The following is a 20,640-nucleotide window of genomic DNA, read 5'->3' on the forward strand; positions in this document are numbered from 1 at the left end:
GACTTCATAGTTGTTTACAATGAAACTTATGACGCAGATTGGCAAGTCCAACAAAGAAATTTACGTCAAATTTATATAAAAAAAGCCCGGATTTTCTTCCGGGCTCTTTTTGGATATTATGTTACCGTAAGTCAGGCGGCTTTCAGTACCTTCTGAACTTTCTCCGTGGCGGCATCCGCCTCGATCTGCTCAACGACGGCGAGTTCACGTGAGAGCCGTACAAGAGCGGCTTCATAAATCTGGCGCTCGCTGTATGATTGATCAGGCTGATCCTCATTGCGATGCAGGTCCCGCACAACTTCGGCAATCTGTACCGGATCGCCGGAATTGATTTTCGCTTCATACTCCTGGGCGCGTCGGCTCCACATTGTACGTTTAATGCGGGCACGGCCTTTGAGTGTATCCAACGCACTCTTCATCTTCTTCGGCGTCGACAAGGCGCGCATCCCGACATTCTTGGCCTGTTTGATCGGAACGCGGAGTGTCATCTTCTCATGGGCAAAATCGACGACATAAAGCGTCAACGCCATTCCAGAAATTTCCTGCTCTTCGATACTGATGACCTGTCCAACGCCGTGGGTCGGATAAACCACATGATCGAGCGGTGCAAAATCCATTTCTTTTGTCATTTAAGTCCTTCTCATCAACCGTGGGAATTCATATCTCTTGCATTAATGCAAAAAAAAACAGCTGCATTTACAGCGCTGCAGATACTCACACTAACCGTCAAAAATAGGCCACGCTATATTTTGCGCAAATAGCCATGAAAACTATTCACACGCCACCCTCACTATAACAAACCCGATGTATAGCGAGGAATGTAGCACAATTTTGCGCGAAAAGCTAATATTGTTATATAAATTGTGCCGGTTTTACGAATTTCAAGGGCGGCTAACCGCTGGCTATCCTTCGCCACCGGGCTTCGAGCTGAATTCTTCGGGGTATTTATTGGGCTTTCCGTCCCATTCCTCAGAATCTGCTGGCGGTTCGCCTTTTTGCGTAATATTCGGCCAGATTTCCGAATATTCACGGTTGAGATCGAGGAATTTTTCGGCATCTTCTTCCGTATCGGGAAGAATGGCTTCGGCCGGGCATTCGGGCTCACATACACCGCAATCGATGCATTCATCGGGGTGTATCACCAGCATATTGTCGCCTTCATAGAAACAATCCACCGGACAGACCTCCACGCAGTCCATGAATTTGCAGCGGATGCAATTTTCGGTAACAACGTAGGTCATTTAGATTCTCCAGCCAGTTCATCAAAGCAATATGCATACAACATCATCAATGTCACTTTACGGATTATCGCTAATAACGGGGAAAAACAACCCCAAAATCAAAGGGCAGCCGAAAAATCAATCCTCATTGATCCCGAGACGGGCCATCACCCTTTTGCGGGCATCGCCGCGTTCGCGGTCGCTGACGTATATGAGGCCAGCGATCCGGCGGACAAGATTAGCCTCGAATTTACTCACGACCCCGTCCGCATAGGCAATCTCCCAAAGCATCTCAATCATTTGTACGCGGGTTTCAACCGGAAAACTGTCTTTGACAGTCCGGGTAAAATAAAAGAGTTGTTCTGAGGCAGCTTGTGCTTTCTCCGCCTCCTGCACCAGCTCCCGCGCATCCTCATCCGATATGTTGTAGTGCCGGACGAGCACGTTGACGATCGCATCGCGCTCCACATCCTGGTAATCGTCATCCGACAAGGCCGCCTCTATCAAAAGCGCGGCCGTCGCGATATGAGCCTCATCCTGTGTCGCGGGTTCGGCCGCATTATTCTCAGAGAGAAGTGATTTTAAAAACGAAATCATAGTAAACCTTGAAACGAAGCTCCCTGTTGCTCCTTTAAACGCGTCCGTGGCATTGCTTGAATTTTTTACCGGAACCACAGGGGCAAGGGGCATTGCGCCGGACTTTGCCCCAGTTTTCCGCATTGGTGCCCTCCGGGTTCAGCTCCGCCGTCTCAAACTCGTTTTCACCGGTTGCGGGATCGATATGAGTGGCCGTTATTTCGCTTTCGTCCGGCTCCTCCCGTTGCAGCTGTTCCGCCGGATTTTGAAGCTGAACATGTGACAGATAGGTTGTGACCGTCTCTCGCAGTTGGTTCAGCATCATCTCGAACATATTGAACGCTTCGCTCTTATACTCATTGAGCGGATCTTTCTGGGCGTAGGCGCGAAGGGAAACGCCTTGGCGAAGCTGATCAAGCTGCAAAAGGTGATCCTTCCAGGCTTGGTCGAGGATTTGCAACAGGATGCTTTTCTCAACCATGCGCATGATTTCAGAGCCGTAACGGACGGCCTTTTCGGCCATTTTGCGTTTTGCTGCATCCTTCAGGCGGTCGCGGATTTCCTCGTCGGCGATCCCTTCTTCTGCGGCCCATTCGTCAATCGGTAAATCAAGTGCGGTTATCCGCTCCACAGACAGTTTCAGGCCGTCAACATCCCACTGCTCCGGATAGGCTTTGGGAGGAATATGCGTATCGACGAGGTCGTCAATTACTTCTTCGCGCATAGTGGTGACCGTCTCGGAAACGTCCTGGGTGTCCATCAATTCAATGCGCTGTTCGTAGATGACTTTTCTCTGGTCATTCATCACGTCATCGAACTTCAGCAGGTTCTTGCGGATTTCGTAGTTACGAGCCTCGACCTTTTGCTGTGCTTTCTCGAGTGCCTTGTTTATCCAGGGATGAACAATTGCCTCGCCGTCTTCAAGGCCGAGTTTGCGCAGCATGCCATCCATGCGTTCCGAGCCAAAAATACGCATCAGATCATCCTGCAGGGACAGGAAGAAACGTGACGTGCCCGGATCGCCCTGCCGCCCGGAACGGCCGCGAAGCTGGTTATCAATGCGCCGGGATTCATGTCGTTCCGTCCCGATGACGAAAAGCCCGCCCGCCGCGAGAACTTGCTTGCGTTGTTCCTGGATTTCCAGCTTCAGCTCGGCTGCAACTTTGGCAATTTCTGCCTCATCCGTGAGATCGGCGGTTCGGGCCGCGATCATCATTTCTTCATTGCCGCCAAGTTTGATGTCAGTCCCACGTCCAGCCATATTGGTCGCGATCGTTACGGCGCCGACGCGCCCTGCCTGACTGATGATTTCGGCTTCCTGCTCATGATAGCGGGCGTTGAGCACCTTGTGTGGGATTTCCTTTTTCTTGAGTAACTCTGAGAGCATCTCGGATTTCTCGATTGAGACAGTTCCTACTAGGACCGGCTGTCCCTGATTAAGACAATCCTCAATGGTGATGACGATGGCATTATATTTTTCCTCGGCTGTCCGGTAGACTTCATCATCGGCATCGTTACGGGCAACAGGCACATTTGTCGGAATTTCAACAACCTCAAGGCCGTAAATTTCCTGAAATTCGTCTGCCTCAGTTGCTGCCGTACCTGTCATTCCGGCGAGCTTGTTATAGAGGCGGAAATAATTCTGGAAGGTAATCGATGCCAGGGTCTGGTTTTCCGGCTGGATGGTTACTTTCTCTCTCGCCTCCAGAGCCTGATGAAGCCCTTCGGAAAAACGGCGGCCTTCCATCATGCGCCCGGTGAATTCGTCGATGATGATGACCTTGTCATTCTTGACGATATAGTCCTTGTCCTTCTCGAACAATTTATGTGCACGAAGGGCCTGGTTCAGATGATGAACAATCGTGATATTCTCGACGTCATAAAGATTGCTGCCTTTCAGCAGTCCGGCGGCCTCCAACACTTGCTCGATATTTTCCGTCCCATCTTCCGAGAAGCCGACTGTCTTTGCCTTTTCGTCGATCTCGTAGTCATCTTCCTGTAAGTTCGGGATGAGCGCGTCGATGGCGAGATAGAGATCAGATGAATCTTCTGCCGGGCCTGAAATAATAAGCGGCGTTCGGGCCTCGTCGATCAGGATACTGTCCACTTCGTCGACGATGGCAAAATTAAATTCACGCTGAACCATCGCGGGTTTTTCGAACTTCATGTTATCGCGAAGATAATCAAACCCGAATTCGTTATTGGTACCATAAGTGATATCTGCGGCATAGGCGGCACGGCGTTCTTCGTCATTGACCCCGTGAACAATACAGCCAACCGAAAGCCCCAATTTGGCAAAGACCTGTCCCATCCACTGAGAGTCGCGACTGGCGAGGTAGTCGTTCACCGTCACCACATGGACACCCTTGCCGGTCAGGGCATTGAGATAGGCGGGCAGGGTGGAGACAAGTGTCTTACCTTCACCGGTTTTCATTTCCGTAATCATGCCCTGATGCAATACGATGCCGCCAAGAAGCTGGACGTCGTAATGTCGCTCACCCAGGGCGCGCCAGGCAGCTTCCCTTACACAGGCGAACGCCTCCGGCAGGAGGTCGTCCAGTTTTGCTCCGGCATCAAGGCGTTCCCTGAATTCCGGGGTTTTCGCCATCAATTCGGCGTCGCTCAATGGTTTGATCTTTTCCTCAAACGCATTGATTTCGTCGACTTTGGTTCGAACGAGTTTAAGAGCCCTGTCATTCGGTGATCCGAACAACTTCTTGGCAATAGAACCGAACATATCTGACTAAACTCCAGTCATGGGTTTGCTTTTTCTGGATACGCGATTTTGCGCAGGCACAATGTACAGATAGTCTCTTCTTTTGGGGAAAAAACTATTTCTAAGGATATGCTGACAGATAAGGGGCTAGCGCAGCCATGTCAATCTATCCGGCGTGGTGGAGGCAAAAAGCGGCATATTTGATGGCAAAAATATGGAAAAAAATCCATGCAGCGCATGAAAGGTTGTTCTGAAGTGAAATATTACTATATTCGCTTGAACTCTTGGAGCGCAGGAAGGGCACTTTGGCTTTTTCGGGTGCGCAGATACAGATTGGGACTTTAATATTATGAAATCATTGCATTATTTTTCACTGGCTATCGTTGCAGTGCTCTGTCTGGCCATTGGCTATTACGTCGGCACGCAGGGTGGTGTTGTCCCCGGCGCTGATATGATTGCCTCCGAAATGGCAGAGATGAAATCTGATGAGAAACCGGCGAAATCCGATGGTGAAGTGCTGGCGACGGTGAATGGCAAGGATATTACGTCGTCTGACATTGAAACGCTCTATGCATCGCTACCGGCGCAGTATCGCCAGGCGCCGATTGAATTTATTAAAGAGCAACTGTTGCAGCAGATGATCAGCATGGAAGTGATTTCCCAGGCCGCCGAAGCGGAAAAGATGGGTGATAAGAAAGAGTTCCAGGATCGTATGGACACGGTTCGTAATCAGTTGATGCAAGAGTTTTACATCACAAACAAGATTGAAGAACTGGTGACAGATGAGCTTCTAAAGGAAGAATATAACAAATCCGTTGCTGACTTTACACCCGAAGAGCAGCTTCACGCCCGACACATCCTGCTCAAGACGGAAGAAGAAGCCAATGACATGATTAAATTGCTCGATGATGGCGGCAATTTCGAGGAGCTTGCGAAGGAATACTCAACCGGCCCGTCCGGTCCCAATGGCGGTGATCTTGGCTATTTCACAAAACAAAGCATGGTGCCGGAATTCGCCGATGCCGCCTTTAGCCTGAACACCGGGGAATATACAAAGACGCCGGTGAAAACGCAGTTTGGATATCATGTCATCAAGTCTGAAGACAAACGGAACACCGAAGCGCCAACATTTGAAGAAAAAGAACAGGAACTTCGCTCAAAAGTAAGCAGTTCCGTTATCGACAAGTTGCTTGAAGAATTGAAGGCGGATGCTTCTATTATTCTGATGACGCCAACCGAGGAAGAAAAAGCGGAAGAGGCTGCCAAAGAAGATGGAGCCAAAGAAGAAACCAAAACTGAAGAAACCAAAACGGAATAGCCGGTTCTCAAACTTCCAGCCCAAATGAAAAGGCCCGGGACTTCCGGGCCTTTTCATTTGGGCGCGCTGTGCGAGATCAGGCGTCTGTTATCGGTAGCCAGGGGATTTCGGCAACTTCGACGCCTTCTTCCCGGAGTTCATTGCTTTCCTCGGGTGTTGCCTCTCCATAGATGCCGTGCTGCTCAACTTCGCCGTAATGCATCTTGCGGGCTTCTTCGGCGAAACGAGGGCCAACATAATCGCAATTTGCTTCTACAGTTTTGCGAAATTCACGAAGCGCCGTCATGGCGGCGGCAGCCTTTTCAGTTTCCGCTTTTGCCGTTTCCTCATACCGGGAAGTGGCCGGTCCACCTTTGCGCGGAACTGCGGGAGCCATGGGGGCCTTGGCAATATTTGTCGATCCGCAAACGGCGCACAGAACATCTCCCGCCGCCGCCTGCTCATCATAGGTGGCGCTGTTTTTAAACCATGCTTCAAACACATGGGCGTTATCACATTTAAGACCGTACTTAATCATCTGCAGAAAATGTTATGTTGACGAAAATCCATATGTATAAGAAATAATCCATTTCCAGCTAAACACAAGCTTTCGATGACCCATGAGAGGAGTTTCATGCAGCCGGTATCACCCTGGATCGAGAAACATGCGCATCTCATACCACAAGAAAAGCCGGTTCTGGATCTCGCCTGTGGTAAGGGGCGGCATAGCCTTTACTTGCTTGATACCGGTTATGAGGTAATTGCAGTTGATATAGACATCACCGCCATCTCAGCCCATCGGGGGCGGGAGGGGCTTACCATCCAGCAAGCGGATCTGGAGAATGAGAGTTGGCCTTTTGCCGCGAACTCTTTTTCCGGGATTGTTGTTGTCAACTATCTCTGGCGTTCTTTGTTTGCCGATATTACCGCAGCACTTTCGCCGGGTGGGGTCTTGATTTATGAGACCTTCATGCAAGGAAATGAAAAATTCGGTCGCCCGAGTAATCCGGATTTTCTTCTCGCGCCGGGGGAGCTTATGGAATTTTTCGGCGGCCACCTTGAGGTCGTCTATTTTTCCGAAGGAGAGGTTGCTGCGCCAACGCCCGCCTGCCGTCAATCCATCGTTGCCAGAAAGCCGCGTTAGCGGGATTACTCCGCTGCGTCTGCGACAGAGTCTGGTGTGTGCAAGGTAAAGTTCCGGATATTTCGCAAGTTCGGAATTTGCTGACGCCGTTTTGCGATATGCGCCAGGTTGATCTCCGCCGTGATAAACCCAGGTTCCTCTCCGGCTTCGGCCAGAATTTTACCCCAAGGATCAATAATCAGAGAATGTCCATAGGTGCGCCTTTTCTCGGAATGCTGGCCGCATTGCGCGGGCGCGATGACAAAGGCGCCATTTTCAATTGCCCTGGCGCGAAGAAGGACATGCCAATGGGCTTCTCCCGTCGTCGCGGTAAAGGCCGCTGGCACCGTCAAAACGCCTGCGCCAGCAAGCGCCAGCTTTTGATATAGATGGGCAAACCGCACGTCATAGCAGACTGACATTCCAACCATGCCCCACGTCGACTCAGCCAGATGGGCCGCATCGCCCGGCGCATAGGCGCGGCTTTCCTTGTGGGATTCACCTGTGTCCAGTTCGACATCGAACATATGGATTTTGTCATATTGAGCTGCAATTTGGCCGTCGGGTCGAATCAGAAAGGACCGGTTGGCGAGGCGTTCGTCATCCGGCTTCTTGATCACAAGGGAGCCCGCCAGGATCCATTTTCCGGTGTCCTCTGCGAGGGACCGAAAGGCTTTGAGGGTGATGTCATCTTCCTGTAGCTGCGCTTTTGCCCGGGCTTCCGCCTTGTTCGGCTCCAACATGTTGGTGACCTCGGGCGTTGCAATGAAGTCTGCACCGGCACTGGCGGCCTCTTTAATCAAGCCTGTCGCGACTTCACGATTCTCTTGAACGTTACCTTTGCTCGTCATTTGTACGCAGGCTGCGGTAAAAGATGACATTATGCTCTCCTTTTGGGATCAACTGACCCCCAAAATCTTATCAAGTTTTCCATTTGCATCAAGCGAATGGAGATAGTCGCTATCGCCGACATGCTCGCCGTCCACAAAAACCTGCGGGACCGTGTAGGCGCCACCTGCCCGGCGGGTCATTTCCTCGCGAAGATCGCCTGCCACAGTAACATCGATCTCTTTATAATCTACACCCTTGCTATTGAGTAGTTTCTTCGCGCGTGAGCAGAAGGGGCAAAACATCGTTGTATATATTTCAACATTTTTCATGAGTAATTTCTTTACTTCAGAGAGTGATCCGCGCCGTTGTCTTGTACTATATAGCCGTGTTTGAAGCACGGACAACCCGGCTGAAGGTCAGGACGTCAACTTTTACGGCTCCACCGTCCAAAAGGGCTCTGCTACAGGCATTGACAGTTGCCCCCGTGGTCAGCACATCGTCAATCAACAGCACTGCTGCTCCGTCGAGGAGGGTTTTGCGCGTAGGGGTAATGTCGAACACCCCTCTTACATTTCGAAGACGTGCTTTCGCGCTCAATCCTCCCTGAGATCGTGTCGGACGCTTCCTTGTAATGAGGTCATGAATGACCGGTTTGCCCGCAAGAGCACCAATCTCTCCTGCCAGCAAGGCCGATTGATTAAAGCGGCGCCTGATCAGCCTTTTGTGATGCAGCGGAACCGGGCAAATAACGTCGCAGTCGTTGATCAGGTCAGCTCCGGCGCGACGCATCCATTTCGCAAAGGCCGGCGCCCGATTTGTCTGGTCCGAATGTTTGTACCCGAGGATCATATCCCGACTCGCGTCATCATATTTAAGGACGGCGCGGGCCCTTGAAAAAACGGGTGGTTGTCTCAGGCAGGTCGCGCAAACGAAACCATCACCGGCGTCATACTCAAACGGGAAGCCGCATATATCGCAAAAGGGAGCCGAGAGATAGGTCATCTCCGGCCAGCACTGGGCGCACAGGTTGCCCGGTGTATCAATTGGTTCCGCGCAGCTAACGCAGCCCGGCGGGAAAATCGCGTCCAGGGCCGTTTTCTGTAAATGCATCAGTAGGCGCGTGGTAGTGGAGAGGCTCATTTAATGAAGTATACGGTAATGGCTCCCAAATCCATATGTTTAGTTGGCCCGGATAGGGGCAAAATTTATCGCGGCGTTTGTCTCTGCACAAAGAAGCTGTCATAAACGCGGAATGAAAAGAACCACATCGCTCCTTCCGCCAGAGCAAATCCTGTTTGACCGAGCGCTGGTCGCTGAGCATCGCAGACGCGCGGCCGGTCTCGACTGGCCACGTCATCGGTTTTTATTCAATGAAGTGGCGGAACGGATGGCGGAACGTCTGCTGGATATCAATCAATCCTTCAGCCTTGCCCTGGACCTTGGGGGACGGGACGGCACCTTTGGTGACAAGCTGATTGCGATGAAGAAAGCCGACAGGGTTCTTCGCACAGACCTCACTGCGGTCGTTCTGAATAATGCAATATCTGCTGCCGTTGTGGCGGATGAGGAATTTTTGCCATTCAAGGAAAATTCGTTTGACCTTGTGGGCAGCGTTCTTGGCCTTCACTGGACGAACGACCTTCCCGGCGCGCTTTCTCAGATTACACGGTGCTTAAAGCCAAACGGGCTCTTTCTGGGGGCGCTCTTCGGCATAGAAAGTCTACAGGAGTTAAAGACCTGCCTGATTGAGGCCGAATCGGAAATAACCGGCGGCGTCAGCCCGCGCGTTTCTCCTTTCACAGAGATTCGGGATGCCGGCTCCCTGCTGCAGCGTGCCGGCCTCGCTCTACCGGTTACGGACACCGATTTGATTACATTGAAGTATGAGCATCCATTCGCCCTGATGCATGAATTGCGCGGTATGGGGGAGACAAACGCGCTTCTTTCGCGGCAGAAACATTTTACGCCGCGCCGGATAATGCTCCGCGCCGCGGAGCTGTATATTGAAAATTACGCTGATGAAGAGGGGCGTATTCCCGCCACATTTCAGATCATCTATATGTCTGGCTGGGCACCCCATGAAAGCCAGCAAAAGCCAAGCAAACGTGGCAGCGGCAAAGTTGATCTTCGGAATTATCTGGAAAAGTAGCAATATCTTAAATAACCACAACTGTAAAAATTTCGTCGTTAATGGTTGCGGTCCGTCTTCATTTTAGTCGATAGTATTGATAATCATTAATTCAATGCTTGATCGAGTAATATTTCATTATGCGTACAATTGAGGAAATCCTGGACGGACGGAGCTTAAGCGCCGAAGAGTATAGGATTATAAATCACTTCTTGGCTGAAATACAGATTATCCGAGGGCGACGGGACCCCGGTCAGGCCAAAAATCTTTATCTTGTGGGCTTGGCGCTTAGTTATCGCCGCATGAATCAGCGCGAGATTGATTTGGAGGCACTGGCGTCTGTCACGGGCCTTGGACGCTCTAGCCTGCAAAAAATCCTTCAATCCATGGTGGCGGATGAACTGATCCTGCTTGAAAGAGATGAAAGCGATCTGCGCCGTACTTTAGTGAAGCCGACACAAAATTACATCGACCTATCCATTGTTATGTATGAAGAAATCCGTGATCTCATTCTACAAACAGAGCGGCAGCTTAAGACGGTTCAGAGTTAATATGACTAATAGTGGAAATAAAAACAGTTGCCATAGCAATCATTTTTGTTTGTAATTCGTAATGTACACCTAGAAAGAACGATGGGCGTTTTGGTGCCTGCCCAGAGTTCTGGCTCTTTTTAGTGAGAGTTAGGTTGCCTGGGTCGGCTTTTGGATGAGGAGAAAGTCCAAATGCCGACCTTTTTGGTTTCTGGGCGGAGTTTCGCCATTTTCCTTACAGCAAATCCCGCAGCATCGCGATCAGTGGCACATCTGCAGGCGGCATTTCATACTCCGTAAGCCGGTTGGCGCGCACCCATTTGAGGGTTTGGCCCTCCGCCGGGCGCGGGATGCCGTGCCAGCGGCGGCAGACATATAGCGGCATCAGGAGATGGAATTTTTCATAGAGATGGCTCGCGAAGGTAAAGGGGGCGAGGCAGGCTTCTGTCACGTCAATAGTGAGTTCTTCCCGTAATTCTCGGATCAGCGCGATCTCCGGCGTTTCTCCGGGTTCGACCTTGCCGCCCGGAAATTCCCAAAGACCGGCCATGCTCTTGCCTTCTGGGCGCTGGGCGATCAGAACACGATTGTCATCATCCACAAGGGCGACGGCCGCCACGAGGATTGTTGGTCGGGCCGTTGTCATTGGTTTAGCTTCGGTAGTCTGCATTTATCTCGATATATCCGTGAGTGAGGTCGCAGGTCCAGGCGAAAGAGCTTCCGCCGCCGACCGCGACATTTACCTCTATGTCGATCTCCTGGCCTTTCATATGGGGCATGACATCTTCTTCCCGATAGGACATGGCGCGGCTGCCATCTTCGGCAATAAGAATACCGCCGATTTTAAGGCTCATTCTATCACGATCCGCTTTTTCACCGGATTTCCCGACGGCCATGATGATCCGGCCCCAGTTTGCGTCTTCACCCGCGATAGCCGTTTTCACAAGTGGCGAGTTGGCAATGGCGAGCGCGATGGTCTTGGCGGCAGAATCACTTTCGGCGCCGGTGACCTTGACCGCAATAAATTTGCTGGCCCCTTCACCATCTTTTGCGACCTGCTTGGCGAGATCGGTCATAACGCCGAGCAAGGCATGCTTAAAATCGGCAAGGCTATCATCCGTATTGGCTACCGGAGGTTCATTCTCCGCACGTCCGGTGGCAAAAAGCAAAACGGTATCGCTGGTCGATGTATCGGAATCGACCGTCACGCAATTGAAGCTTTTCTCGTTTGCTTCGCTTAATAGCTGCTGGAGAATCAGTGCCGGGATCGCCGCATCCGTAAAGATGAAGGATAGCATCGTCGCCATATCGGGTGCGATCATGCCTGATCCTTTGGCAAATCCGGCTATCGTCACCATTTTATCGCCAACCTTCGCAGTGGCGACGGCGCCCTTGGCAAATGTATCCGTTGTTAAAATACAGTTTGCTGCCGCTTCGCCAGCATCCACGGAGAGATCCTCCGCGAGGCGCGGCAAGATGTTTGTGATTTTCTCGGTCGGGACCCGTTCGCCAATTACTCCCGTTGAGGCGATGTAGATTTGCTCTGGAGAAGCATTCAGTAATTGCGCCGCCGCCGCCGCTGTATCTTCCACTGTTTTACGGCCCGCAGCGCCGGTAAAGACATTCGCGATTCCAGCATTGACAACAAGTCCACGTGCCTGGCCCGAGGGTAGTATTTCCCGGCCCCAATCGACGGGGGCACCGGGCATGGCATTTTTCGTGAAGACGCCCGCAACTGTCGTGCCGGGATCAAATTCCGCGAGTAAGACATCATCGCGTCCTTTATAACGCATGCCGGAATTACCGCTTGCAAATCTCACGCCGCGAATTTCGGGAAAGTCGGGAAAGGCTTCCGGCGCCAAGGGAGATTTTTTTAAGGCCATAACAGATCTCTTTGAATACAAACATATCCACTTAAGGTAAAGCCCGGGGGCGGGTCAATTCGGATTTACGAAAGCTATTCCGGTTTCACGGCGGCAATCATATAGTTGACACTGAGATCCTTACTCAAATGCCAGCGATCCTCAAACGGATTATAGGTCGCGCCGGAGATGTCATGAACGGAGAGACTATTGCCACGAACCAGGCGGGCAACTTCGGAGGGTTTTAGAAACTTTTTCCAGCTGTGAGTGCCTTTGGGTAGCCAGCGCAGAACATATTCCGCACCGACGATGGCGAAGGCGAAGCTCTTGGCCGTGCGGTTCAATGTCGCAATAAACATGATCCCGCCGGGCTTGAGCATGGAGGAGCAGGCCCCAATAAATCCTTCGATGTCGGCGACATGCTCGATCACTTCCATATTCAGGATGACATCAAATTGCTCACCGGCAGCGGCGAGGTCCTCTGCCGTTGTGTGGCGGTAATCGATTTGCAGGCCGGACTTTTCCGCATGCAGTTTCGCAATCTGGATATTTTTCTCGGCTGCGTCCGCCGCCACAACATTTGCGCCTAAGCGCGCCATCGGTTCGGACAGCAATCCACCGCCACAGCCGATATCAAGGATCCGTAATCCCTTAAAGGGCTTCAGCTTGACAATGGCGTCATCCATCTGCAGGCCGAAATGATCGATAACCGTGTCACGGATATAGCCAATACGAATCGGATTGAACTTGTGCAGCGGCTTGAACTTTCCGTTTTCGTCCCACCATTCATTCGCCATCGCCGCGAAATTGGCAATTTCCCCAGGATCGACTGATTTCGCCTTGGCTGTGTTGTCCATAATACCTCGTCGCTACATGCCTTAATAAAAGTTGTTCTTTTGCAATAAAAACCAACGCGGTGCTTGCCCCGCACCCCTTGTTAAGTATAAGTATACGCTCCTTTAAGACCAAAGGGTATTTGTGATTTTTAGATAATGTTTGGGCCCTCGCGACAGGCGGGGGGAGAGGTAATGCGGCCATGGCGCGGCTGGTGATGAAATTTGGCGGCACTTCTGTTGGTACGGTGGAACGGATCAAGAATGTTGCGCATAAAGTAAAGCGAGAAGTCGATGCCGGCCATGAGGTGGCGGTTGTCGTCTCTGCCATGTCAGGTGATACCAACAGGCTCGTCGATCTCGTGTCTGGTATTTCCAGCCTGCATGATGCACGGGAATATGACGTGGTTGTTTCAAGCGGGGAACAGGTAACCATCGGGCTTTTATCGCTTGCGCTGCAGGATCTTGGGGTTTCTGCCCGGTCCTGGCTTGGCTGGCAGATCCCGGTGAAAACGAACGCGGTCCATAGTGCGGCGCGGATCGAGGAAATCGACTGCAGCGAGATCATCAAACGTTTCTCAGAAAAGCAGGTGGCCGTCTGTGCGGGATTTCAAGGCGTTGGTACTGACAATCGCATAACCACGCTTGGCCGGGGTGGTTCTGATACGTCGGCGGTGGCATTGGCTGCCGCACTGGGTGCCGATCGATGTGATATCTACACAGATGTTGATGGCATCTATACCGCCGATCCGCGGATCGCGACAAAGGCGGCGAAACTTGATAAAATTACCTATGAGGAAATGCTAGAGTTGGCGTCCCTCGGCGCAAAGGTCCTGCAAACGCGATCTGTCGAGATGGCGATGAAACATCGGGTGAAGCTGCAGGTGCTGTCCAGCTTCGAAGATAAACCCGGAACATTGGTTGTAGATGAGGAAGATATTGTGGAACATCAGGTTGTAAGCGGTGTTACCTACACCCGTGATGAGGCCAAGGTAACGCTGCAACAGGTTGCAGACAGGCCGGGTGTGGCGGCGCTTGTCTTCGGCGCGCTGGCGGATGCAAATGTCAATGTCGATATGATCGTTCAGAACGTATCGGAGGATGGCCGGGCGACGGATTTGACCTTTACGGTCGGGCAAAAAGAAATTGATCAGGCGATGGCGGTTCTGGATAAACTGAAAGGGGAAGTCTCCTGCAAGGCGATTGTCCCGGATTCAAATGTCGTCAAGGTATCGATCGTCGGCATGGGAATGCGCAGTCACGCGGGTGTTGCCAAGACAATGTTTGCCGCGTTGGCGGAAAAGGGGATCAATATCCAGGTTATCTCGACATCTGAAATCAAGGTGAGTGTGCTGCTGGCCGAGGAATATACGGAGCTCGCCGTAAGAACATTGCATACGGCGTTCGGATTGGACGCGGCGTAATATGGGTGATCTCGTAATAAACGGCGCAGTGAACCTGGAAACAGCCTGGGTACGCGGATGCGAGTTCCTTGGCGCGAAATACGCCATCCTTGGCGGGGCAATGTCCTGGGTATCAGAGCGTAATCTGGTGGCGGCAATCTCCAATGCCGGTGGTTTTGGGGTGATCGCCTGCGGCGCGATGACGCCCGATCTGCTGGAAACGGAAATCAAAGCGACACAGGCACTGACCGACAAGCCCTTCGGCGTCAATCTGATTACCATGCATCCGGATCTTGATAAGTTGGTCGATGTTTGCCTGTCTCTTCACGTTGGACATGTCGTCCTCGCAGGCGGGGTGCCATCGAAGGAAACAATCCTCAAAATCAAGGAAGGTGGCGCGAAAACCGTCTGTTTTACGCCGACCCTGGCGCTTGGGAAAAAACTTATCCGCACGGGCGCCGACGCGCTGGTCATCGAGGGGATGGAGGCGGGCGGGCATATCGGACCAGTTTCGACAAGTGTTCTGGCGCAGGAGATTCTACCGAATATTACGGATGTTCCGGTTTTTATCGCGGGGGGTATCGGCCGAGGCGAGGCGATTGCTACGTATCTTAGGATGGGCGCGGCAGGCTGCCAGCTTGGTACCCGGTTTGTTTGCTCACATGAATCGATTGCGCATCCGGCATTCAAAAAGGCTTTCATGCGCGCCAATGCTCGCGATGCGGTAACAACAGTGCAGGTCGATCCATTATTTCCCGTTATCCCTGTTCGCGCCCTCAATAACGAGGGGGGCAAGAAATTCATAGAAACGCAACATGAGATGATCGCAAAATATAAGTCAGGCGAAATGGACCTGGAAACTGCCCAGCTCGCCATTGAGCATTTCTGGGCCGGGGCGTTGCGCCGGGCAGTTATCGACGGCGATGTAGAGTTTGGTTCTGTCATGGCGGGCCAGAGCGTTGGCATGGTCAAGAAGGAACAATCGATAGAGGAGATTATGGAAGAACTCGTAAGCCAGGCACGGGGCTCTTTCGAAAATCATGGAGATCAAAGGGACAGTTCATAAATGAGCGGTCTGGGGATCAGTGCACCAAGATTGCTGCTACGCAAGCTCCACCAGGTTATGGCGGGGCATGGCGATGCGGAACAGCGTCTAAATGAGATTGTTAGACTGATCGCCGGTAATATGATCGCCGAAGTTTGCTCCTGTTATCTGCGTCGTGCAGGGGACGTGCTTGAGCTTTACGCAACCGAAGGCCTCAAGAAGAATTCTGTCCATCAGACCCGCCTGCGTTTTGGCGAAGGCCTCGTCGGTGATATCGCGGCGCGCGCGCGCCCTCTTAATCTGTCGGATGCGCAGTCACACCCGCAATTTGCCTATCGTCCGGAAACAGGTGAGGAGGAATATCATTCCCTGCTTGGCACGCCAATCTTGCGCGGCGGGCGGGTTATCGGCGTGCTGGCTGTTCAGAACAGAACGCGGCGATCCTACACTGACGAGGAAGTAGAAGCGCTGCAGACGGTTGCCATGGTCGTGGCGGAGCTTGTTAGCTCTGAACAGATGGTGGCCTCGACGGAATTTTCGGATGCCGCTGGAAACGCCACATTACCGCATCATATTAACGGACGTGTGCTGGCGGAAGGGTTGGGTGCAGGTGTTGCGCTGCTTCACGAACCCCGGATCGAGGTCGTTCATGCAATCTCGAGCAATCGCGCGATGGAGATGGCCAGACTAAATTCCGCCGTCAATGCCCTGCAAAGCTCTGTCGACAAGCTGCTGATTGCCACAAACACACTCTTCAAGGATGAATCGAAGGAAATTTTTGAAGCCTATAAAATGTTCGCCCATGACAAGGGCTGGCTGAAAAAATTGCAGGAGGCTGTTAATAGCGGCTTGACCGCCGAAGCCGCGATCAAACGTGTTCAGGACGACACACGTGCCCGGATGAAGGAAATTACCGATCCATACCTTCGTGAGCGTTTGTCGGAACTCGATGATCTTGCAAATCGGCTCTATCTGCATCTTGATGGGCGATCGCAAATTGATCGGCGCAATCTTGAAAAGGATACGGTCGTGGTTGCGCGCAATATGGGAGCGGCCGAATTGCTCGACTATGATCGCCGCCGCCTGAAGGCTGTCGTGCTGGCGGAAGGGACGCGATCCAGTCATGTTGCGATTGTGGCGCGGGCCCTAGGCGTACCGGTAGTTGGCCAGTGCGCGGATGTGCGTGATAACGTGGAGCAAGGGGATTTGATGCTCGTCGACGGGGAGCATGGCCAGGTATTCCTGCGCCCCGGGGATGATGTCCGGCAGGCGTTTTCCCGCAGCCAGCGTCAGCGCGCGCAGCAGCAGGCAAAATACGCGGCACTCCGTGATAAGCCTAATATTTCAAAGGATGGTGTGCCGCTCAAGCTGAATGTGAATGCCGGACTGCTCATTGATATCGATCATTTTCCGGAATTAGGGGCCGATGGAATTGGTCTATTTCGAACCGAGCTGCAATTTATGGTTCGTTCCCAGATGCCGAAGGTTGACGAACAGACGGAGCTTTATTCGCGTGTTCTGGACAAAATGGACAAAAAACCGGTCGTCTTTCGTACGCTTGATATCGGTGGGGACAAACTTCTGCCGTATCTCAAGACCAAACCAGAAGAAAACCCGGCGCTTGGTTGGCGCGCTATTCGGATCGGGCTTGACCGACCGGCTCTCTTGCGTAGCCAGCTTCGGGCTCTGGTACAGGCTGCGGCTGGCCGTGAACTGTCATTGATGTTTCCGATGATTGCGGAAGTGGCGGAGTTTCAGGAAGCGAAACTCCTCCTCAATAAGGAGCTGACGCGAGCCGCGCAACGCAAAGACGGGCCGCCGACGAAGGTAAATGTTGGCACTATGATTGAGGTTCCCTCAATTGTCTGGCAGTTGCCGCATTTGTTGAAGGAAGTTGATTTTATCTCTGTTGGATCAAATGACTTAATGCAATTTTTCTTTGCGGTTGATCGCGGCAATCCCAAGGTAAGCGACCGCTATGATACGTTAAGCCCAAGTCTTTTGCTGCTTCTACGTAATATCGCGGAACATTGCGAGCAGGCAGGTAAGCCATTTGCTATCTGTGGTGATATCGCCGGCCGTCCTCTTGAAGCGATGGCGTTGCTCGGTTTGGGATATCGGAATTTTTCCATGTCGTCTGAAACCCTCGGGCGGGTGAAGGAGATGGCCTTGAGCGCAGATATCAGTAAACTGCAGAATTTTGTCCGGGGGCTGTGTCAATCCCGGGATCATTCGGTGCGCGATCAGCTGCGCGCCTTTGCCCGGGATCATTCAATAATAATATAGAGATTGAACTTTCCTTATTTTCGCCGATAATGGCGGATAAGCTGTTGAGACGAGTTAATTAACGGTAATTTGGCATTCCATTATGGCGAAAGACAGCAACCGACGAGATGTCGTAACACAGCCTAACCTGTTCGGCAGAAATGCGTCCAAGGGAAACAGGCTGTCGTTAAAGACCCCCGAAGAGAATAACGATCAACCGGAAGCGGAGGATGGCCCGCTTTCTGTCGGCACTCAGCTGCGTGATGCACGAGAAGCAAAAGGGCTTTCCCTGCATCAGGTTGCAGATATTCTACGGCTTCGTGCAAGTCAGGTTCATGCGCTGGAAGAAGGTAACTTCAACAGCCTGCCAGGCCAGACATTTGTGACCGGCTTTTTGCGATCCTATGCGAATTTACTCGATCTCGACGCGGTGGCGATTGTCGAACTCTACAAGAATGAGGAAGGTGGCGGATTGCATGTGCAATCCCTCGCATTTCCGGAACCCTCTTCCGGCGGACGTATCCCGGGCGCAGGTATCATGCTTGGGACATTTGTCGTCGCACTGATCCTGCTGGCTGGCTGGTTCTTGTATCAGGAAAGCGAAAGTCTTGATTTCGAGCGCGTTGCGGAATTGCCGGAGCATCTGGTGAGCAAAATTCGCGATCTTGGCGAGACCTCACCTGAAAATGCGGCAGGAGACCCCAGCGTCGACAGTGTCACCATGAACCAGAAGAATTCATCCGAAAGCCCTGTTATAGCTGTGATAGAGGCCCCTGAAGCCAAGTCCGAAGAAAATACTGCTCCCGAAAGTGAGAATGTCGCGGCGTTAAGCGAAAATGAAACATCCTCAGAAGAGAGCGCCGCGACAGACAATCTTGAAGAAACGAACAAGACTGCAAACCCGGAGACGGAACTTGTAGAAAGTTCTTCGACTGCCATGGCGTCGGAGAGTAACAGTGCGGCTTCATCACCTGAAGAGATGGCGGCGGTTGACACGTCGACGGCAGAGGATGAAACGACGTCAGCATCCGCAGTGGAAGCACCGCAAAATCCCGTGACCCGTGAAACACAAGCCGCCACAGTGGCAGAGGCAACGGAGCAGCAAACGACTACGCCGGAAACGCCTCAACCAGCACCGGAGACTTCCACCAGCTATCCGCAAGACAAGTTGGACACAGCCACCGCCGCGCAACTCCAGACAGCAGATACGCCCGAAAATCCGTTGCCGCGGACATTTGGTGTTGAAAATACGGACGCTCGCGTCGTTGTTCGCGCAACGGAGGAAAGCTGGATTGAGGTCAAGGCGACAGATGAAAATCCTGTCCTCTCCAGAGTGCTCAAACCGGGGGACGTCTATATGGCGCCGAATGAGCCGGATCTTATCCTCACTACGGGAAATGCCGGCGGACTTGAAATCCGGGTGGATGGTAAAGAGATTAAGGCTCTCGGCGGGGCTGGGACGATTTTGCGTGAAGTCCCGTTGGTTGCGGAGAGCCTGCTTGAAAATACCGGTTTACAATAGCTGAGATTTTCAGGTTGAAAAACCGACAACAATTGTATCACTTGTAATTTCTGCGATTTGCAGCCATTTTAGGCGAAATTCGCGACAGCGGCTTTTTTTGACGCTAATTTAAAAAGTATGATCCCATGAGCATCAGACCTTACCGAGAGATTATCCGCCGGAAATCGCGTCAGATTTTTGTCGGCGATGTGCCTGTTGGCGGCGACGCACCTATAACGGTGCAGTCGATGACCAATACCCTGACGTCCGACGCCAAGGCAACCATAGGGCAGATTCATGCGCTGGAGGAAGCGGGTGCGGACATGGTCCGGGTTTCCTGCCCGGATGAGGCGAGCACAGCCGCGCTTAAGGAAATTATCCGGGAAACAAGCGTTCCCATTATCGCCGATATCCATTTCCATCATAAACGTGGCATTGAGGCGGCGGAGGCGGGCGCGGCCTGTCTCAGGATCAATCCTGGTAATATTGGCTCGGCTGATCGTGTACGGGATGTGGTCAAGGCTGCGGTCGATCATAACTGTTCCATGCGGATCGGGGTAAATGCCGGTAGCCTTGAGCGCGAACTGCTGGAGAAATATGGCGAACCCTGCCCGGAAGCGATGGTAGAATCCGCCATGAACCACGCCCGTATTCTTGAAGATAATGATTTCTTCAATTTCAAGATCAGCGTGAAGGCGTCCGATGTTTTCCTGTCTGTCGCAGCTTATCAGGGGCTGGCGGAGGTATGCGATTATCCGCTCCACCTCGGTATTACAGAGGCTGGCGGATTGTCCTCCGGTACGGTGAAATCCTCTATCGGCCTTGGCATGCTGCTCTGGTCGGGGATTGGCGATACAATCCGTGTGTCCCTTTCGGCCGATCCAGTTGAGGAAATAAAGGCTGGCTATGAAATCCTGAAAAGCCTCGGGCTGCGCCGTCGGGGTGTGACGATTATTTCCTGTCCCTCCTGCGCGCGGCAGGCCTTTCCCGTGATCAAAACGGTTGAGTTGCTGGAAGAGCGGCTGGCGCATATTCAGACACCGCTCACCCTCTCGATTATTGGTTGTGTCGTCAATGGCCCGGGGGAAGCGCGGGAGACCGATATCGGTCTGACGGGGGGCGGCAAGGATAATCATATGGTTTACTTGAGCGGCGTTACGGACCATAAAGTGGCGACCGGGGATATGGTGGATCATATTGTCGGACTGGTCGAAGCAAAAGCCGCTGAGCTGGAGGCCCTAGACGAAAGCGGCGATATGACTGAAACCCACGCTGCCAAGCGCATCGCCTGATCCCACCTGAGAAGAAAT

General features: G+C 52.3%; 20 protein-coding genes. 9 read left to right on the forward strand and 11 right to left on the reverse strand.

Features of this window, described 5'->3' with window-relative positions; genetic code table 11:
• Positions 1-131: 131 nt before the first annotated feature.
• The 4 genes from P1U71_RS07335 to secA form a co-directional block, all read right to left on the reverse strand.
• A complete protein-coding gene (locus tag P1U71_RS07335) occupies positions 132-629 on the reverse strand; it encodes a CarD family transcriptional regulator (protein ID WP_301104918.1) in 498 nt (165 codons plus the stop codon).
• A 273-nt stretch (positions 630-902) separates the two neighbouring features.
• Positions 903-1,241 carry a ferredoxin FdxA gene (gene fdxA / locus P1U71_RS07340; RefSeq protein WP_301104919.1) on the reverse strand — a complete coding sequence of 113 codons (339 nt, stop codon included), beginning with the start codon at positions 1,239-1,241 and terminating at the stop codon, positions 903-905.
• A 117-nt stretch (positions 1,242-1,358) separates the two neighbouring features.
• Positions 1,359-1,817, reverse strand: coding sequence for a TerB family tellurite resistance protein (locus P1U71_RS07345; RefSeq protein WP_301104920.1), 459 nt, complete (start codon positions 1,815-1,817; stop codon positions 1,359-1,361).
• Positions 1,818-1,851: 34 nt separating this feature from the next.
• Positions 1,852-4,533 carry a preprotein translocase subunit SecA gene (gene secA / locus P1U71_RS07350; RefSeq protein WP_301104921.1) on the reverse strand — a complete coding sequence of 894 codons (2,682 nt, stop codon included), beginning with the start codon at positions 4,531-4,533 and terminating at the stop codon, positions 1,852-1,854.
• A 328-nt stretch (positions 4,534-4,861) separates the two neighbouring features.
• On the opposite strand from secA, the gene P1U71_RS07355 reads away from it, so the two are divergent.
• The gene (locus P1U71_RS07355; RefSeq protein ID WP_301104922.1) at positions 4,862-5,830 is read left to right on the forward strand and encodes a peptidylprolyl isomerase; all 969 of its coding nucleotides are present in this window, start codon (positions 4,862-4,864) and stop codon (positions 5,828-5,830) included.
• Between the two features lie 76 nt (positions 5,831-5,906).
• On the opposite strand, the gene P1U71_RS07360 is transcribed toward P1U71_RS07355, so the two are convergent.
• Positions 5,907-6,347: a DUF1178 family protein gene (locus P1U71_RS07360; protein WP_301104923.1), complete on the reverse strand. Its 441-nt coding sequence runs from the start codon at positions 6,345-6,347 to the stop codon at positions 5,907-5,909.
• Positions 6,348-6,443: 96 nt separating this feature from the next.
• On the opposite strand from P1U71_RS07360, the gene P1U71_RS07365 reads away from it, so the two are divergent.
• A complete protein-coding gene (locus tag P1U71_RS07365; protein WP_301104924.1) occupies positions 6,444-6,953 on the forward strand; it encodes a bifunctional 2-polyprenyl-6-hydroxyphenol methylase/3-demethylubiquinol 3-O-methyltransferase UbiG in 510 nt (169 codons plus the stop codon).
• Positions 6,954-6,958: 5 nt separating this feature from the next.
• Here P1U71_RS07365 and P1U71_RS07370 read toward each other — a convergent pair whose 3' ends face one another.
• Genes P1U71_RS07370 through P1U71_RS07380 form a run of 3 tightly spaced genes read right to left on the reverse strand, consistent with a single transcriptional unit; the run spans position 6,959 to position 8,873 of the window.
• Positions 6,959-7,813, reverse strand: a complete 855-nt coding sequence (locus P1U71_RS07370) for a carbon-nitrogen hydrolase family protein (protein WP_301104925.1) — start codon at positions 7,811-7,813, stop codon at positions 6,959-6,961.
• Positions 7,814-7,831: 18 nt separating this feature from the next.
• Positions 7,832-8,092, reverse strand: a complete 261-nt coding sequence (grxC, locus tag P1U71_RS07375; RefSeq protein ID WP_301104926.1) for a glutaredoxin 3 — start codon at positions 8,090-8,092, stop codon at positions 7,832-7,834.
• A 46-nt stretch (positions 8,093-8,138) separates the two neighbouring features.
• On the reverse strand, positions 8,139-8,873 hold the full coding sequence (locus tag P1U71_RS07380) for a ComF family protein (protein ID WP_301104927.1): 735 nt from the start codon (positions 8,871-8,873) through the stop codon (positions 8,139-8,141).
• A gap of 142 nt (positions 8,874-9,015) precedes the next feature.
• Between P1U71_RS07380 and P1U71_RS07385 the strand changes: the two genes are divergently transcribed.
• Complete coding sequence (locus P1U71_RS07385; protein WP_301104928.1) at positions 9,016-9,912, forward strand: methyltransferase domain-containing protein; 897 nt, start codon at positions 9,016-9,018, stop codon at positions 9,910-9,912.
• Between the two features lie 191 nt (positions 9,913-10,103).
• A complete protein-coding gene (locus P1U71_RS07390) occupies positions 10,104-10,442 on the forward strand; it encodes a hypothetical protein (protein ID WP_301104929.1) in 339 nt (112 codons plus the stop codon).
• 214 nt (positions 10,443-10,656) lie between these two features.
• Here P1U71_RS07390 and mutT read toward each other — a convergent pair whose 3' ends face one another.
• From mutT to ubiG, 3 genes are all read right to left on the reverse strand, one after another.
• A complete protein-coding gene (gene mutT / locus P1U71_RS07395; protein ID WP_301104930.1) occupies positions 10,657-11,091 on the reverse strand; it encodes an 8-oxo-dGTP diphosphatase MutT in 435 nt (144 codons plus the stop codon).
• On the reverse strand, positions 11,072-12,304 hold the full coding sequence (gene argJ / locus P1U71_RS07400) for a bifunctional glutamate N-acetyltransferase/amino-acid acetyltransferase ArgJ (RefSeq protein WP_301104931.1): 1,233 nt from the start codon (positions 12,302-12,304) through the stop codon (positions 11,072-11,074). Before argJ ends, mutT begins: the two co-directional genes overlap by 20 nt.
• A gap of 74 nt (positions 12,305-12,378) precedes the next feature.
• Positions 12,379-13,140 (reverse strand): bifunctional 2-polyprenyl-6-hydroxyphenol methylase/3-demethylubiquinol 3-O-methyltransferase UbiG, encoded by a 762-nt coding sequence (gene ubiG, locus P1U71_RS07405; protein WP_301104932.1) that lies wholly within the window; start codon positions 13,138-13,140, stop codon positions 12,379-12,381.
• A 179-nt stretch (positions 13,141-13,319) separates the two neighbouring features.
• Between ubiG and P1U71_RS07410 the strand changes: the two genes are divergently transcribed.
• The 5 genes from P1U71_RS07410 to ispG all read left to right on the forward strand — a co-directional run bounded on the left by P1U71_RS07410 (position 13,320) and on the right by ispG (position 20,622).
• Entirely contained in the window at positions 13,320-14,540 is a 1,221-nt protein-coding gene (locus P1U71_RS07410; protein WP_301104933.1) for an aspartate kinase, read from the forward strand.
• A gap of 1 nt (position 14,541) precedes the next feature.
• Positions 14,542-15,585: a nitronate monooxygenase family protein gene (locus tag P1U71_RS07415; protein WP_301104934.1), complete on the forward strand. Its 1,044-nt coding sequence runs from the start codon at positions 14,542-14,544 to the stop codon at positions 15,583-15,585.
• Positions 15,586-17,850 carry a phosphoenolpyruvate--protein phosphotransferase gene (gene ptsP, locus P1U71_RS07420; protein WP_301104935.1) on the forward strand — a complete coding sequence of 755 codons (2,265 nt, stop codon included), beginning with the start codon at positions 15,586-15,588 and terminating at the stop codon, positions 17,848-17,850.
• A gap of 82 nt (positions 17,851-17,932) precedes the next feature.
• Positions 17,933-19,351: a helix-turn-helix domain-containing protein gene (locus P1U71_RS07425; protein ID WP_301104936.1), complete on the forward strand. Its 1,419-nt coding sequence runs from the start codon at positions 17,933-17,935 to the stop codon at positions 19,349-19,351.
• A gap of 125 nt (positions 19,352-19,476) precedes the next feature.
• Complete coding sequence (ispG, locus tag P1U71_RS07430) at positions 19,477-20,622, forward strand: flavodoxin-dependent (E)-4-hydroxy-3-methylbut-2-enyl-diphosphate synthase (RefSeq protein ID WP_301104937.1); 1,146 nt, start codon at positions 19,477-19,479, stop codon at positions 20,620-20,622.
• The last annotated feature ends 18 nt before the right edge of the window (positions 20,623-20,640 follow it).

This window comes from Sneathiella sp. (assembly GCF_029233945.1).
Classification (GTDB): domain Bacteria; phylum Pseudomonadota; class Alphaproteobacteria; order Sneathiellales; family Sneathiellaceae; genus Sneathiella.